This window comes from Salinivibrio kushneri, from assembly GCF_005280275.1.
GTDB classification, from domain to species: Bacteria; Pseudomonadota; Gammaproteobacteria; order Enterobacterales; family Vibrionaceae; genus Salinivibrio; species Salinivibrio kushneri.
In genome coordinates this window covers 2,661,230-2,677,825 of record NZ_CP040021.1, presented here as the reverse complement: position 1 = coordinate 2,677,825, position 16,596 = coordinate 2,661,230, and the positions used below count along the sequence as shown (strand labels likewise).

Here is a 16,596-nt window from a genome sequence, read left to right as displayed (position 1 = left end):
GGTAACTTCAAGCCGTTTGATATATACTCAACAAACCTGATTGTTGGTTGTGTGGTCGTAATGCCACCGAAATACCGTGCTTAGAGGGACTGTCATGTCTAAAGAAAAATTTGAACGTACGAAAACGCACGTTAACGTTGGTACTATTGGCCACGTTGACCATGGTAAAACGACGCTGACCGCAGCTATCTGTACGGTACTTGCAAAAGTACACGGCGGTGCAGCGCGTGATTTCGCGTCAATCGATAACGCACCAGAAGAGCGTGATCGTGGTATCACCATCGCAACGTCTCACGTTGAGTACGATACACCGACTCGCCACTACGCACACGTTGACTGCCCAGGACACGCTGACTATGTGAAAAACATGATCACCGGTGCGGCGCAGATGGACGGTGGTATCCTGGTTGTTGCGGCAACTGATGGCCCAATGCCACAGACGCGTGAGCACATCCTACTTGGCCGTCAGGTTGGTATTCCAAACATCATCGTGTTCATGAACAAATGTGACATGGTTGATGACGAAGAGCTGCTTGAGCTGGTTGAAATGGAAGTTCGTGAGCTACTTTCAGAGTATGACTTCCCAGGTGACGACTGCCCTGTTATTCAAGGTTCTGCACTGGGTGCATTGAACGGTGAAGAGCAGTGGGAGCAGAAGATTGTTGAGCTAGCAGAAGCGCTAGATTCTTACATCCCAGAGCCAGAGCGTGCGATCGACAAGCCGTTCATCCTGCCAATCGAAGACGTCTTCTCAATCCAAGGCCGTGGTACGGTTGTAACCGGTCGTGTTGAGCAAGGCATCATCACTGTAGGTGACGACGTTGAAATCGTGGGCATGAAAGACACCGCGAAGACCACCTGTACTGGTGTTGAGATGTTCCGTAAGCTTCTAGACGAAGGCCGTGCGGGTGAGAACGTTGGTGTTCTTCTGCGTGGTACTAAGCGTGACGAAGTTGAGCGTGGCCAAGTACTGGCGAAGCCGGGTTCAATCACGCCGCACACCAAGTTCGAGTCAGAAGTTTACGTGCTGGGCAAAGACGAAGGTGGCCGTCATACGCCGTTCTTCAAAGGCTATCGTCCACAGTTCTACTTCCGTACTACTGACGTAACCGGTACTATCGAGCTGCCAGAAGGCGTTGAGATGGTAATGCCTGGTGACAACATCAAGATGGTTGTAACGCTCATCGCACCTATCGCGATGGACGAAGGTCTACGTTTCGCTATCCGTGAAGGTGGCCGTACTGTAGGCGCTGGTGTTGTTGCTAACATCATTGAATAATGATTTGACGAAACACTAGTAAAAAGGGCATCATTTGATGCCCTTTTTCTGCGTTTGACGCTCCTGCTGGTGTGAATTTAGCCAGTAGTTGTTAGCAAGCGCAGAGTTTAGTGATCGTATCGAGCTTTATTGAGGCGTTATGATCACCATGTGCCTTTGCCAAACACTGATTGTGGATGGCTGAAAGGCACTGCCGTCTATGTAGACTTGTTACAGGTAGAATGTATGAAAGCGAACGCTGAGACCCAATCCGGTTCGATGGACATCCTTAAATGGGGTGTTGTTTTTGTCCTATTGGCCGCAGCCGTGATAGGGAATAGCCTGTACAGTGACGTGTCTGTGGTAGTGCGAGCTGCTGCTGTGGTGGTATTGGTTGCCGCTGCCGGTGGTGTTGCTGCACTCACGATGAAAGGAAAAGCTGCGATCACGTTTGCACGCGAATCGCGTATGGAAGTGCGTAAAGTGATTTGGCCGACCCGCCAAGAGACTTTACAGACATCTCTCATCGTTCTGGCTGTTACTGTCGTTATGGCGCTCATCTTGTGGGGCGTTGACGGAATCATGGTCCGTCTAGTCCGCCTAATCACTGGCGTGTGAGGTAAAAGTACATGAGCGAAGCTCCCAAAAAACGTTGGTATGTGGTCCAGGCTTTCTCTGGTTTTGAAAGCCGTGTAGCGCAGTCATTGCGCGAACATATCAAAATGCACGAAATGGAAGACTATTTCGGGGAAGTCTTGGTGCCAACCGAAGAAGTGGTTGAAATGCGCCAGGGGCAACGTCGCAAGAGCGAGCGTAAATTCTTCCCAGGTTATGTGCTCGTCCAAATGGTGATGAACGATGAATCTTGGCACTTGGTACGCGGTGTGCCACGTGTGATGGGTTTCATTGGTGGCACCTCAGATCGCCCAGCACCTATTTCTGATAAAGAAGCAGACTCTATTCTCAATCGCCTCGAAAAAGCGAGTGAGTCTCCGGTTCACAAAACCGTGTTTGAAGCCGGCGAAGTGGTGCGTGTCACAGAAGGACCGTTTGCAGACTTTAACGGTGTTGTCGAGCAAGTGGACTATGACAAGAACCGCCTTAAGGTGTCTGTCTCAATCTTTGGCCGTGCAACCCCAGTTGAGCTTGAGTTTGGCCAGGTAGAAAAAACCTGATCAAAAAAGCATCATCAACGGTTGGCAAGGGCGCGAAATTTGACTATAATTTCGCGCCCTTTTGTTAAACGGGGAGTTTATCGCAAGATAGACGTCAGTACCCAAAATAAGGTAATTGAATAATGGCAAAGAAAGTAGAAGCTTACATCAAGCTGCAAGTTGCAGCGGGTGCAGCTAACCCATCGCCACCGGTTGGTCCTGCTCTGGGTCAACACGGTGTGAACATCATGGAGTTCTGTAAAGCGTTTAACGCGAAGACCGAATCTATCGAGAAAGGTCTACCAACTCCTGTTGTTATCACTGTATACAGTGACCGTTCTTTCACCTTCGTAACCAAGACTCCACCAGCGGCGATTCTTCTTAAGAAAGCGGCAGGCGTGAAATCTGGTTCAGGTCGTCCGAACACTGAAAAAGTGGGTACCGTGACTGACGCGCAGATCCAAGAGATCGCAGAAACCAAAGCGGCAGACATGACCGGTGCGGACATCGAAGCGATGAAACGCTCCATTGCGGGTACTGCCCGTTCAATGGGCCTGAACGTAGAGGGTTAAGACAATGGCTAAAATGACTAAGCGCATGCGCGTAATCCGCGAAAAAGTTGATGTGACCAAAGAGTACGACATCAACGAAGCCGTTGCTCTACTGAAGGAACTGGCGACTGCAAATTTCGTTGAAAGTGTTGACGTTTCTGTCAACCTTGGCATCGATGCTCGTAAATCAGACCAAAACGTTCGTGGCGCGACCGTACTGCCTAACGGTACAGGCCGTGACATCCGTGTTGCTGTGTTCACACAAGGTGCGAACGCTGACGCGGCGAAAGAAGCCGGTGCGGATATCGTCGGTATGGAAGATCTTGCTGAACAAGTGAAGAAAGGCGAAATGAACTTTGACGTCGTCGTCGCTTCACCAGACGCAATGCGCGTTGTTGGTCAGCTAGGTACCATCCTAGGCCCACGTGGTCTGATGCCAAACCCGAAAGTGGGTACGGTAACCCCTAACGTTGCTGAAGCGGTTAAAAACGCGAAAGCAGGTCAGGTTCGTTATCGTAACGACAAGAATGGCATCATTCATACCACTATCGGTAAAGTAGACTTTGACGCGAACAGCCTGAAAGAAAACCTGGAAGCGCTGTTGGTGGCACTGAAGAAGGCGAAGCCAACTTCAGCTAAAGGTACTTACATCAAGAAAGTTAGCCTTTCAACAACCATGGGTGCTGGCGTGTCTCTCGACCAAAACTCTTTGGAAGCAAGCGTTAACTAATTGCGACTAGCGAGAGAGTCGTTTATACTCTCTCGCTTGACAATTTTATGGCTGAGTTTGCTTCGGCAAACTTCGTCCAAGACCGTAGGCGTTCATTACGAACTTAATCTTCCTACGTAGACGGTGCCAGAACATGATAGATTTCTCGTCTTTCTTGGATCTGCACCGTACAAGCTCTCTCTGCAAAGCTGTAGAGAGTGGTGTTAAACAATCCAGGAGCAAATCCAAATGGCTTTAAACCTTCAAGACAAAAAAGCAATTGTTGCTGAAGTCAACGAAGCTGCCAGTGGAGCCCTGTCTGCAGTAGTTGCTGATTCTCGCGGTGTCGCGGTGGACGCAATGACTTCTCTACGTAAACAAGCGCGCGAAGCGGGCGTTTACATGAAAGTCGTGCGTAACACTCTGGCTCGCCGTGCAGTTGAAGGCACTGAGTATGAGTGTCTGCAAGACACTTTTGTTGGCCCAACTCTGATTGCGTTTTCTAACGAGCACCCAGGTGCCGCTGCGCGTCTTTTCAAAGACTTCGCAAAAGAAAACAAAGAGTTTGAGGTTAAATCTGCTGCATACGAAGGCGCGATCACTGACCCAGAGGTACTGGCGACACTGCCAACGTACGACGAAGCAATTGCACGCCTAATGATGGGCTTGAAAGAAGCTTCTGCCGGCAAGCTGGTTCGTACTATCGCCGCTGTTCGCGATCAAAAAGACGCGGCCTAATCGCCCGTTTAATTTGGTTGCTTAATCCTTTTATTGTTGACTTTAAAGAGAATTGTTATGTCTATCACTAACGAGCAAATCCTAGACGCAATTGCAGACATGTCTGTAATGCAAGTTGTTGAGCTTATCGAAGCTATGGAAGAAAAATTCGGCGTATCAGCGGCAGCAGCCGTTGTTGCTGGCGGTGCGGCTGAAGGCGCAGCGGTTGAAGAGCAAACCGAATTTGACGTTATCCTAACTGAAGCGGGTGCGAACAAAGTAGCCGTTATCAAAGCGGTACGTGGCGCAACGGGTCTAGGCCTGAAAGAAGCGAAAGCGCTTGTTGACGGCGCACCAGCACCTCTGAAAGAAGGTGTTGAGAAAGAAGAAGCTGACGCGCTTAAAGCGCAGCTAGAAGAAGCTGGTGCTTCTGTTGAAGTTAAGTAATTTATACTTAATTTCCTAGCCTGAAAAGGCATTGGCTGGTGGCTAAAAAGCCACCGGCCTTTTTGCGCTGTAGGGCAGTAGTGAAATTTTCACCCCGTTTTATCACTGCTGACCATGCAAAAAAAATCAAAGCAAGCGCTTTGATTTTCCTACACTAAACGGTGGTTGTTTAGTCACTGTCCCTTGTACTGGACAGTTTGGGTCACTTATCAGCGAGCTGAGGAACCCTATGGTTTACTCTTATACCGAGAAAAAGCGTATCCGTAAGGATTTTGGTAAGCGTCCGCAAGTTCTGGACGTGCCATACTTGCTGTCGATCCAGCTTGAATCTTTTAAGAACTTTATCGAGCAGGATCCAGAAGGGCAATACGGTCTTGAAGCTGCCTTTCGCTCTGTCTTTCCAATTCAGAGCTACAACGGCAATTCCGAGCTGCAATACGTTAGCTATCGTCTCGGTGAGCCAGTTTTCGATGTCAAAGAATGCCAAATTCGCGGCGTAACCTATTCGGCCCCACTACGCGTCAAACTGCGCTTGGTGATGTTTGATAAGGATGCCCCGGCTGGTACCGTTAAAGACATCAAAGAACAAGAAGTCTATATGGGCGAAATTCCGCTCATGACTGAAAATGGTACCTTTGTCATCAATGGTACTGAGAGGGTTATCGTATCCCAGCTGCACCGTAGTCCGGGCGTCTTTTTCGACAGCGATAAGGGTAAAACCCATTCCTCAGGAAAAGTGCTATATAACGCACGCGTGATCCCATACCGTGGTTCATGGTTGGATTTCGAATTCGATCCTAAGGATATCGTATACGTTCGTATCGATCGTCGTCGTAAGCTGCCAGCTTCGATTATTCTGCGTGCGCTGGAATACACCACTGAAGAGATTTTGGACCTGTTCTTCGAAAAAGTTGTTTTCGAAGTTAAAGGTAAATCTCTAGTGATGGAGTTGGTACCTGATCGCCTACGTGGTGAAACCGCGAGCTTTGATATCGAAGCGGATGGCAAAGTCTACGTGGAGCAGGGTCGTCGAATCACTGCGCGTCATATCCGTCAGTTGACGAAAGATAACGTTGATCACATCGAAGTACCAGTTGAGTACATTGCGGGCAAGATCTCTGCACGTGAGTACGTCAATCAGGACACTGGCGAAGTGATTGTCTCGGCTAACCAAGAGGTCAGCCTGGAGACACTGGCGCAGTTGTCGCAAGCAGGTCATAAACGTATCGAAACCCTGTTTACCAATGATCTGGACCATGGCCCGTACATGTCAGATACCTTGCGTATCGACAACACCACGGACCGTCTGACGGCGCTAGTTGAAATCTATCGCATGATGCGTCCTGGCGAGCCACCAACGCGTGAAGCCGCCGAGCAACTGTTTGAGAGTCTGTTCTTCTCCGAAGACCGCTATGATTTATCATCTGTGGGTCGTATGAAGTTCAACAGCTCGTTGGGTCGTGACGATCTCACTGGACCTGGCGTACTGAGCAAAGAAGACATCATTGAGGTGATGCGTAAACTGATCCATATCCGTAACGGTATTGGCGAAGTGGACGATATTGATCACCTCGGTAACCGCCGTATTCGCTCTGTGGGTGAAATGGCAGAAAACCAGTTCCGTGTGGGCTTGGTACGTGTAGAGCGTGCAGTAAAAGAGCGTTTGAGCTTGGGCGATCTCGATAACGTGATGCCACAAGACTTGATTAATGCCAAGCCTATCTCTGCGGCGGTGAAAGAGTTCTTTGGTTCGTCTCAGCTGTCACAGTTTATGGATCAAAACAACCCATTGTCTGAGGTCACGCACAAGCGTCGTATCTCTGCCTTGGGTCCAGGTGGTCTGACACGTGAGCGTGCTGGTTTCGAAGTGCGTGACGTACACGCAACGCACTATGGTCGCCTATGTCCGATCGAAACACCGGAAGGGCCGAACATCGGTCTGATTAACTCACTGTCTGCGTTTGCGCGCTGCAACGCTTATGGCTTCCTGGAAACACCTTACCGTAAAGTGGTTGACGGTAAAGTGACGGACCAAATTGATTATCTGTCGGCGATTGAAGAAGGCCATTATGTTATCGCGCAGGCTAACGCTGCGTTGAACGAAGATGGGTCTTTCACCGATGAGCTGATCACCGCGCGTGAAACGGGTGAGTCAGGTTTGCACCCACGCGACCATGTTCAGTATATGGACGTTGCGACTAACCAGGTCGTTTCCGTGGCTGCGTCGCTGATCCCATTCCTTGAGCATGATGATGCGAACCGTGCCTTGATGGGTGCGAACATGCAACGTCAAGCTGTACCAACATTGCGTGCGCAAAAGCCGCTAGTGGGTACGGGTATCGAGCGTAATGTAGCGGTTGACTCAGGGGTGACCGCGGTAGCCAAACGTGGCGGTACCATTCAGTCGGTTGACGCCTCACGTATTGTGGTGAAAGTGAATGAAGATGAATTGGTACCAGGCGAAGCCGGTATCGACATCTACAGCTTGATCAAATACACACGTTCTAACCAGAACACCTGTATTAACCAGCGTCCAACCGTGATGCCGGGCCACGAAGTGGCAAAAGGTGACGTACTGGCTGACGGCCCATCGACTGACTTGGGCGAGCTAGCACTGGGTCAGAACATGCGTATCGCGTTTATGCCGTGGAACGGTTACAACTTTGAGGATTCCATCCTTATTTCTGAGCGAGTGGCTCAGGAAGACCGTTTGACCACTATCCACATCCAAGAGCTGTCTTGTGTGGCGCGTGACACTAAGCTGGGTAGCGAAGAAATCACCGCGGATATTCCAAACGTGGGTGAAGCGGCGCTGTCTAAGCTGGATGAGTCAGGGGTTGTGTATATCGGTGCCGAAGTGAAAGGCGGCGATATCATGGTCGGCAAAGTGACGCCAAAAGGCGAAACGCAACTGACACCAGAAGAGAAGCTGCTGCGTGCCATTTTCGGTGAAAAAGCGTCTGACGTGAAAGACTCGTCACTGCGTGTACCGAATGGTGTGTCTGGTACGGTTATCGATGTACAAGTCTTTACTCGCGATGGCGTAGAAAAAGACAAGCGTGCACTCGAAATCGAAGAAATGCAGTTAAAAGAAGCCAAAAAAGACCTGACCGAGGAGTTCTCTATCCTTGAAGGCGGTCTGATGGCACGTGTTCGCACACTGCTTTCTCAAGCCGGTTATACCGACAACCAGCTCGACGGCATGGATCGTCAGACCATGTTGACGCAAACGCTGGATGATGAAGCACAGCAAACCCAGCTTGAGCAATTGGCTGAGCAATACGACGAAATCAAAGCCGACTTTGATAAGAAATTCGATACCAAGCGTCGCAAGATCACTCAAGGTGATGACCTTGCCCCAGGCGTGTTGAAGATTGTTAAAGTCTACCTTGCGGTGAAACGTCGCATTCAGCCAGGCGATAAGATGGCCGGTCGTCACGGTAACAAAGGTGTTATCTCTAAGATCAACCCGATCGAAGATATGCCTTACGATGAGTCAGGCGAGCCTGTTGACTTGGTACTGAACCCATTGGGTGTACCTTCGCGGATGAACATCGGTCAGATCCTAGAAACGCACTTGGGTCTGGCGGCGAAAGGTATTGGTGACAAGATCAACCGCATGCTCAAAGAGCAGCAGGAACTGGCGAAATTCCGTGAGTTCTTGCAGAAGGTCTATGATTTGGGTGAGACCCGTCAGGAAGTGGACATCAGTAAACTGACTGACGAGGAAGTTCGCACGTTGATCAATAACCTGCGTGATGGTCTGCCAACCGCATCTCCTGTCTTTGATGGTGCGCCTGAGCCGGTTGTCAAAGAGCTATTGAAACTGGGTGATTTGCCAGAGTCAGGTCAGCTTGACCTTTACGATGGCCGCACGGGTGAGAAGTTTGAGCGTCCAGTAACCGTGGGTTACATGTACATGCTGAAACTGAACCACCTTGTTGACGACAAGATGCACGCCCGTTCAACAGGCTCTTACAGCTTGGTCACGCAGCAGCCGCTGGGTGGTAAGGCACAGTTCGGTGGTCAGCGCTTCGGTGAGATGGAAGTATGGGCACTGGAAGCATACGGTGCTGCTTATACCCTGCAAGAAATGCTCACCGTGAAGTCGGATGACGTTAATGGCCGTACCAAGATGTATAAAAACATCGTGGATGGCGACCATCGTATGGAGCCGGGCATGCCGGAATCTTTCAACGTATTGCTGAAAGAAATCCGCTCGTTGGGTATCAACATCGAGCTGGAAGACGAGTAAGCCACGCGCTACTCTCTCCGGTAAGAATATGAAGGCGCTGCCTGTCAGCGCCTTTATGGGTCAACTCCTCACAGGAGCCGATTGTGAAAGACTTACTTAAGTTTCTGAAAGCACAACATAAGACCGAAGAATTTGATTCGATCAAAATCGGTCTTGCCTCACCTGACATGATTCGCTCATGGTCGTTTGGTGAGGTGAAAAAGCCAGAAACCATTAACTACCGTACCTTTAAGCCTGAACGTGACGGTTTGTTCTGTGCACGTATCTTTGGCCCGGTCAAAGACTATGAGTGTCTTTGCGGTAAGTACAAGCGCCTCAAGCACCGCGGCGTCATTTGTGAAAAATGTGGCGTTGAAGTTACTCAGACCAAAGTACGCCGTGAGCGTATGGGTCACATTGAGCTGGCTTCTCCTGTTGCCCACATTTGGTTCCTGAAGTCGCTGCCATCGCGCATCGGCTTGCTGATGGACATGCCACTGCGTGACATCGAGCGTGTGCTTTACTTTGAGTCGTATATTGTGATTGAACCCGGCATGACCAACCTCGAGCGTGGTCAGATGATGTCTGAGGAACAATACCTAGACGCACTCGAAGAGTGGGGCGACGAATTTGACGCGCGCATGGGCGCTGAAGCAGTCAAAGCACTGCTGGCGAACATGGATCTGTCGGTTGAGACAGAACAAATGCGTGAGCAGCTCGAAGAGACCAACTCTGAGACCAAGCGTAAGAAGATCACCAAGCGTTTGAAGCTGGTTGAATCCTTCTTGCAATCAGGTAACAACCCTGAATGGATGATCCTGACCGTGCTGCCTGTGTTGCCGCCGGATCTACGTCCATTGGTGCCGTTGGATGGTGGCCGCTTTGCGACATCAGATCTTAACGACCTGTATCGCCGCGTGATCAACCGTAACAACCGTTTGAAGCGCCTGCTTGATCTTGCGGCCCCAGACATCATCGTGCGCAACGAAAAGCGCATGCTGCAAGAGTCTGTGGATGCAATGCTGGATAACGGCCGTCGTGGCCGAGCGATCACCGGTTCGAACAAGCGTCCGCTGAAATCGCTGGCTGACATGATCAAAGGTAAGCAGGGTCGTTTCCGTCAGAACCTGCTGGGTAAACGTGTTGATTATTCTGGCCGTTCGGTGATTACCGTGGGTCCATACTTGCGTCTGCATCAGTGTGGTCTGCCAAAGAAAATGGCACTCGAGCTGTTTAAGCCGTTTATCTACGGCAAGCTTGAGACCCGTGGTCTGGCGACCACTATCAAAGCCGCCAAGAAGATGGTTGAGCGCGAAGAAGCTGTGGTATGGGATATCTTGGATGAAGTCATCCGTGAACACCCTGTCCTGCTGAACCGTGCACCAACGCTTCACCGTTTGGGTATCCAAGCGTTTGAACCTGTGCTTATCGAAGGTAAAGCGATTCAGCTACACCCATTGGTGTGTGCGGCCTATAACGCTGACTTCGATGGTGACCAGATGGCTGTTCACGTACCGCTGACGCTGGAAGCCCAGCTCGAAGCGCGTGCGTTGATGATGTCGACCAACAACATCCTATCGCCAGCATCCGGTGATCCTATCATCGTACCGTCTCAGGACGTGGTACTGGGTCTTTACTACATGACCCGTGAGAAGGTGAACGGTAAAGGCGAAGGTATGTACTTGGCTGGTCCAGGTGAAGCTGAAAAAGTTTACCGTACCGGTCATGCTGAACTGCATAGCCGTGTAAAAGTGCGCATCAAGCAAATCGATATCGATGAGATGGGCGCTCGCACTGAGAAAGTAGAGCTAGTCGATACCACAGTTGGCCGTGCCATGCTGTGGACCATCGTGCCGGAAGGCCTGTCATTTGACTTGGTTAACCAGCCGCTGGGCAAAAAGCAAATCTCTAACTTGCTCAACACCTGTTACCGTAAGTTGGGTCTGAAAGATACGGTTATCTTTGCTGACCAAATCATGTACACAGGTTTTGCTTACTCAGCGCTATCGGGCACCTCTGTCGGTATCGACGACATGGTGATCCCACAAGCGAAATACGATCTGATTGAAGCGGCTGAGAGTGAAGTTGCGGAAATCCAAGAGCAATTCCAGTCGGGTCTGGTGACCGCTGGTGAGCGCTATAACAAAGTGATCGATATTTGGGCGGCGGCGAACGAGCAAGTCGCGAAAGCCATGATGGATAATCTGTCTAACGAGACAGTGATTAACCGTGACGGTGAAGAAGAGACGCAAAGCTCGTTCAACAGCGTATACATGATGGCCGATTCAGGTGCACGTGGTTCTGCTGCACAGATCCGTCAGCTCGCTGGTATGCGTGGCCTGATGGCTAAACCGGATGGCTCGATCATCGAAACGCCAATCACCGCGAACTTCCGTGAAGGTCTGAACGTACTTCAGTACTTTATTTCCACGCACGGTGCGCGTAAAGGTCTCGCGGATACCGCATTGAAGACGGCGAACTCAGGTTACCTGACGCGTCGTCTGGTTGACGTTGCCCAAGACGTGGTCGTGACCGAAACCGATTGTGGTACCGAAGGCGGTATCCACATGATGGCGGTTATCGAAGGCGGTGACGTAAAAGAAGCGCTGCGTGAGCGTGTGCTGGGCCGTGTGGTGGCCGAAGATGTGCTTAAGCCGGGTACAGAAGAAGTGCTGGCACCACGCAATACTCTGTTGGACGAGAAATGGTGTGACATCCTTGAGCACCACTCTGTCGACAAGGTCAAAGTGCGCTCTGTCGTGACCTGTGAAACTGACTTTGGTTGCTGTGCGAACTGTTACGGGCGTGACTTGGCACGTGGTCACTTGGTTAACCACGGTGAGTCTGTGGGTGTTATCGCCGCTCAGTCTATCGGTGAGCCAGGTACACAGCTGACCATGCGTACCTTCCACATCGGTGGTGCGGCATCGCGTGCAGCAGCAGAAAACAACATCCAGGTGAAGAACAAAGGTTCTATGCACCTACACAATGCCAAGTCTGTGACTAACAGCGATGGTAAGCTAGTGATTACCTCGCGTGCCACAGAAATGACCATTGTGGATGAGTTTGGCCGTACCAAAGAGAGCTACAAAGTCCCTTACGGTGCCATGCTTGGTAAGCAAGACGGTGAAGCCGTTGAAGCCGGCGACGTGGTGGCTAACTGGGACCCACACACCATGCCAATCATCACTGAGGTAGAAGGTAGCCTTCGCTTCGTGGATATGATTGATGGTGCGACTATGCAGCGTCAAACGGACGAGCTAACTGGTCTGTCTTCTATTGTGGTTATGGATGCGTCTGAGCGCCCATCATCCGGTAAAGACAAGCGTCCTGCAGTGAAGTTGGTGGATGCTCAAGGCAACGACGTGATGGTACCTGGCACTGATATGCCGGTTCAGTACTTCTTGCCAGGTAAAGCGATTGTTCAACTAGACGATGGTGCAAGCGTTGGTATTGGTGACACCCTTGCTCGTATCCCGCAAGAAAGCGGCGGTACCAAGGATATTACTGGTGGTCTACCACGTGTTGCTGACCTGTTTGAAGCACGTAAGCCAAAAGAGCCTGCTATCTTGGCAGAGATCACAGGCACTGTTTCCTTCGGTAAAGAAACCAAAGGTAAGCGCCGCCTGATTATCACGCCAGAAGAGGGTAAAGCTTACGAAGAGATGATTCCAAAATGGCGTCAGCTCAACGTATTCGAAGGTGAAAAAGTCGAGAAAGGTGATGTGATCGCAGACGGTCCTGAATCACCACACGACATTCTGCGCTTGCGTGGCATTCACGCGGTAGCAGAATACATCACTAACGAAGTCCAAGACGTTTACCGTCTGCAGGGCGTTAAGATCAACGATAAGCACATCGAGACCATCGTGCGTCAGATGCTGCGTAAGGTGACCATTAAGTCTGCCGGTGATACAGAGTTCTTGGAAGGCGAGCAGGTGGAATACTCACGTGTGATGATTGCTAACCGCGATCTGGAAGCGGAAGGCAAGCAGCCGGCGACCTTTGGTCGTGATCTGCTGGGTATCACCAAAGCCTCGTTGGCGACTGAGTCATTCATCTCAGCGGCATCGTTCCAGGAAACGACGCGCGTGCTGACTGAAGCAGCCGTGGCCGGTAAGCGTGATGACTTGCGTGGTCTGAAAGAGAACGTGATTGTGGGTCGTCTGATCCCAGCCGGTACTGGCTTCGCGTATCACAAAGATCGCCAAGCGAAACGTGCCGAGCCAGAGCAGCCTGTGGCACCTCAGGTCGATGCTGAGCAAGCCTCGCAAGATCTTGCTGCACTGCTAAATGCAGGTCTGAACGACGACAGCTAAGCGTGGAAGCGTTGATAACATCAACGCCCACAGCGAAATAAAAAGGCACCTCTTCGGAGGTGCCTTTTGTTTATCTGGCGTGTGGGGTTGTCAGTGATGACAGCAACAAAAAAGCCGCCCAGGTTGGCGGCGTTATACGGCTAACCGGCAGGTTGAGTTACGCACCGGGTGGATGAGCAAGGCTGTCGGCAATGACGCGAATCAGGGTATCTTCTAACTCAAAACGCTGCTCTAGCCACTCACCAATCGCAGACATGTCTTGGTCGAAATCCGTGGCGTCATAATCATCATCGTCGAGGTCGACCGCGCTAAACTTATCGTTGTAGTCCAACAGTGGATCAGTCGTGTCGACAATACGGAAATAGAGGTTGTCTGTCTCTTTTGTGGCAGAGAAGCCTGTCGACTGCCAACGTTCCATGACCATATTATAAATTTTGAAGTGACCGGTGGAGATGTAATCGACTAGGTAGTCACAGAAGCGGTCAAGCTCCGCTTTGGTTGGCAAGGTTTGCTTCTTTTTCGCGGCCACGCCAGCCACATTGTAATATTCCACCAACAGTTGGCGACGTAGCTCGAGCCAGTAATCGATAACCTCGTCGTAACCGCTCCATTGTGCTTTGGTTCGTTCGAGTTGTCTCAGCATGATCGGTATCCTCGTGATCGACCAGCGAATGAATGGCACTATATAAGGCCGGCTGAAAATTAACGGGCTGCTCAATCCTTTGCATCACGTTATAAAGCTAGATTGCCAGTATTCAAGTATAGCTGCAAGGCTAAGGAAGTGACCATGTCTCAGAATCAACAAGCCGTCTATGTGTGCGCGATGACCAAGGGCAAACTGTGGCTACCAGAGGGTGAGCTGCCATGTATCCCCTTGTCGCAGTTGCCCTTTTCTGGCGGTGATATGGTGACTGTCGGTGACTATCAGCAGCTGCCTGTGGTCGGGATATTTAATTGTAACCCGGTGCTTCCGGATGATGAGATGGCCGGTTTACGAGACTTACTCCCCAGCCTGTCAGCCGACTTGTTTGCATTAGTGGGGCGTGTGGTTCAGCTCGATTATATGCGCCAGCAGCAAGCCTATTGTGGTCGCTGTGGTCAGCGTACGGAGTTTGACGCTCAGGCGGTAGCGATGCGGTGTGCCAACTGTCAGCGTCACGATTATCCGCGTGTGTCGCCTTGTGTGATTGTGGCGGTACGTGATGATAAGCGGTTACTACTCGCACAACATCCAAGGCATAAAACGGGGATGTACACCGTGATTGCTGGGTTCGTCGAGCCCGGAGAAACACTCGAACAGTGTGTGGCGCGTGAGGTCGAGGAAGAGACGGGCATTCGTGTTAAAAATATCCGTTATATGGATAGCCAGCCTTGGGCGTTTCCCTCCAATCTGATGATGGGCTTCTTGGCGGACTATGCGGACGGTCAGCTAAGGCCAGATTATGAGGAATTGAGGGATGCACAATGGTTTGACAGCGACGCCCTACCGCCAGTCGCGCCTAAAGGCACCATTGCTCGACGTCTTATTGAAGCCAGCTGCACCTTGGCACAGGCATAAAAAAACCCGGCCGTAGGGGAGCCGGGGTAAGATGCGAACATATCTTTTATGAATACGGCTGCCAACATCAGTCGCCTATTAAAAAGTTACCCGATTACATTGTTTGAAAAATAAACTTTACCCAACAAGAGAGTCGACAATGTGAACGATGTTTGCATGTGAGATCTTCAACAATTATGCTTTCCTTCCAATTTTGTTGTTTGGAGGTATCAATGAAAAAGTGGCAATGCCTAGTTTGTGACTGGATTTATGATGAAGCTAAAGGATGGCCCGACGAGGGGATAGAGCCGGGTACGGCTTGGGAAGATGTCCCAGAAGACTTTGTTTGCCCAGACTGTGGCGTAGGCAAAGAGGACTTTGAGATGGTTGAGATTGGCTAACCAGTGTTCGGCAATAACGTTTAATGGATTAGGAGGTTTCGGCATGAGCACTAGTGAAGCGCCGATCGTGATCGTTGGTACCGGTCTAGCTGGTTATACGCTTGCTCGGGAAATTCGAAAGTATGACAAAAGCACATCGATACTTATGATTACTGCCGACGATGGTAACAGCTACTCCAAGCCAATACTTTCAACCGGCTTCCAAAAAGAAAAGACACCAGATGAGTTAGTTCAGTTCCAGGCAGATGTAATGGCTGAGCGGTTAGACGTCGAGTTGTTAACTCGATCATGTGTGACGGGCATTGATTCCGAGTCGAAACAGGTTCTACTTGATGATGAGCGTGTGAGTTATAACCGTTTGATTCTTGCCTGCGGGGCAAGTGCTATTCGTCTGAATCTTAGCGGCGATGGTCTCAAGCATGTATACTCTATCAATAACTTAATGGATTATAGAGCTTTCCGACATGCGCTCGTAGGCGTGGATAGAGTCGCTATAATGGGGGCAGGGTTAATCGGTTGTGAGTTCGCCAATGATCTACGAAGTGGCGGTTACAATGTCAATGTGATAGCGCCTAGCGAGAGTGTTATGCCGGGATTGTTGCCACCGATAGTAGGAGATCGTGTTATTCAGAGCCTCCGTGACGAGGGGGTTTGTTTTCATCTTGGAGTAGTTGTAGAGCGCATTGATGAGACAAGTGACGGACTCTCTCTTTACTTAAATAGTGGTGAAATACTCGAAGTCGATCGTGTGATTTCGGCCGTGGGCTTGCGACCCAATACTGTTATTGCTGCGGAAGCGGGACTGGATGTTGCTCATGGTATTTGTGTCAATCGTCGATTGGAGACAAGCCTACCAGATATCTATGCACTCGGAGATTGTGCTGAGGTTGATGGCCATGTATTGCCTTACGTTCAACCATTGATGAGCTGCGCGCGTGCGCTAGCGAAAACCTTGACTGGAGAGCCTACCGATATCTCATATGGCGCGATGCCAGTAATGGTAAAAACACCTTGTTGTCCCACAGCTGCTTATCCACCCCCAGCCGATGTACACGGGAGCTGGCATGTCGAGCGAGCGAGTGAAGATATCAAGGCGTTATTTCGAGGAGATGATGACAAGCTTCTAGGGTTTGCCATTACGGGAGAGTTCATGAATGAGAAGCAAGCTCTGACGAAAGAACTGCCACCAATTCATAACTAACTGATATTATTGATTGATATTATTCGTCACCGATAAGCTGTGAATGCTAGGCACAAAATCGAGCTATC

The 16,596-nt window shown here is 50.4% G+C and carries 13 protein-coding genes; 12 read left to right on the top strand and 1 reads right to left on the bottom strand.

Going from position 1 to position 16,596, the window contains the following annotated elements:
• The first annotated feature begins 94 nt into the window (after positions 1-94).
• The 9 genes from tuf to rpoC all read left to right on the top strand — a co-directional run bounded on the left by tuf (position 95) and on the right by rpoC (position 13,389).
• Entirely contained in the window at positions 95-1,279 is a 1,185-nt protein-coding gene (tuf, locus tag FCN78_RS12305; RefSeq protein ID WP_137317907.1) for an elongation factor Tu, read from the top strand.
• Between the two features lie 225 nt (positions 1,280-1,504).
• Positions 1,505-1,876, top strand: a complete 372-nt coding sequence (gene secE, locus FCN78_RS12300; protein WP_025674747.1) for a preprotein translocase subunit SecE — start codon at positions 1,505-1,507, stop codon at positions 1,874-1,876.
• 11 nt (positions 1,877-1,887) lie between these two features.
• Positions 1,888-2,433 (top strand): transcription termination/antitermination protein NusG, encoded by a 546-nt coding sequence (nusG, locus tag FCN78_RS12295; protein WP_025744447.1) that lies wholly within the window; start codon positions 1,888-1,890, stop codon positions 2,431-2,433.
• Positions 2,434-2,555: 122 nt separating this feature from the next.
• Complete coding sequence (gene rplK / locus FCN78_RS12290; RefSeq protein WP_046074509.1) at positions 2,556-2,984, top strand: 50S ribosomal protein L11; 429 nt, start codon at positions 2,556-2,558, stop codon at positions 2,982-2,984.
• Positions 2,985-2,988: 4 nt separating this feature from the next.
• On the top strand, positions 2,989-3,693 hold the full coding sequence (gene rplA / locus FCN78_RS12285) for a 50S ribosomal protein L1 (RefSeq protein ID WP_069361562.1): 705 nt from the start codon (positions 2,989-2,991) through the stop codon (positions 3,691-3,693).
• Positions 3,694-3,921: 228 nt separating this feature from the next.
• The gene (gene rplJ / locus FCN78_RS12280) at positions 3,922-4,410 is read left to right on the top strand and encodes a 50S ribosomal protein L10 (protein WP_069361561.1); all 489 of its coding nucleotides are present in this window, start codon (positions 3,922-3,924) and stop codon (positions 4,408-4,410) included.
• Positions 4,411-4,467: 57 nt separating this feature from the next.
• On the top strand, positions 4,468-4,836 hold the full coding sequence (gene rplL, locus FCN78_RS12275; RefSeq protein ID WP_069361560.1) for a 50S ribosomal protein L7/L12: 369 nt from the start codon (positions 4,468-4,470) through the stop codon (positions 4,834-4,836).
• Positions 4,837-5,065: 229 nt separating this feature from the next.
• On the top strand, positions 5,066-9,091 hold the full coding sequence (gene rpoB / locus FCN78_RS12270) for a DNA-directed RNA polymerase subunit beta (RefSeq protein ID WP_069361559.1): 4,026 nt from the start codon (positions 5,066-5,068) through the stop codon (positions 9,089-9,091).
• Positions 9,092-9,174: 83 nt separating this feature from the next.
• Positions 9,175-13,389 (top strand): DNA-directed RNA polymerase subunit beta', encoded by a 4,215-nt coding sequence (gene rpoC / locus FCN78_RS12265; RefSeq protein ID WP_069361558.1) that lies wholly within the window; start codon positions 9,175-9,177, stop codon positions 13,387-13,389.
• 157 nt (positions 13,390-13,546) lie between these two features.
• Here the strand turns inward: rpoC and FCN78_RS12260 are convergent, their stop codons facing one another.
• Positions 13,547-14,032, bottom strand: coding sequence for an Rsd/AlgQ family anti-sigma factor (locus tag FCN78_RS12260; RefSeq protein ID WP_069361557.1), 486 nt, complete (start codon positions 14,030-14,032; stop codon positions 13,547-13,549).
• 144 nt (positions 14,033-14,176) lie between these two features.
• On the opposite strand from FCN78_RS12260, the gene nudC reads away from it, so the two are divergent.
• The 3 genes from nudC (at position 14,177) to FCN78_RS12245 (ending at position 16,528) form a co-directional block, all read left to right on the top strand.
• On the top strand, positions 14,177-14,947 hold the full coding sequence (nudC, locus tag FCN78_RS12255) for an NAD(+) diphosphatase (protein WP_077659672.1): 771 nt from the start codon (positions 14,177-14,179) through the stop codon (positions 14,945-14,947).
• A gap of 212 nt (positions 14,948-15,159) precedes the next feature.
• On the top strand, positions 15,160-15,327 hold the full coding sequence (locus FCN78_RS12250; RefSeq protein WP_069361555.1) for a rubredoxin: 168 nt from the start codon (positions 15,160-15,162) through the stop codon (positions 15,325-15,327).
• 43 nt (positions 15,328-15,370) lie between these two features.
• Entirely contained in the window at positions 15,371-16,528 is a 1,158-nt protein-coding gene (locus tag FCN78_RS12245) for an FAD-dependent oxidoreductase (RefSeq protein WP_077459377.1), read from the top strand.
• Positions 16,529-16,596 lie beyond the last annotated feature (68 nt).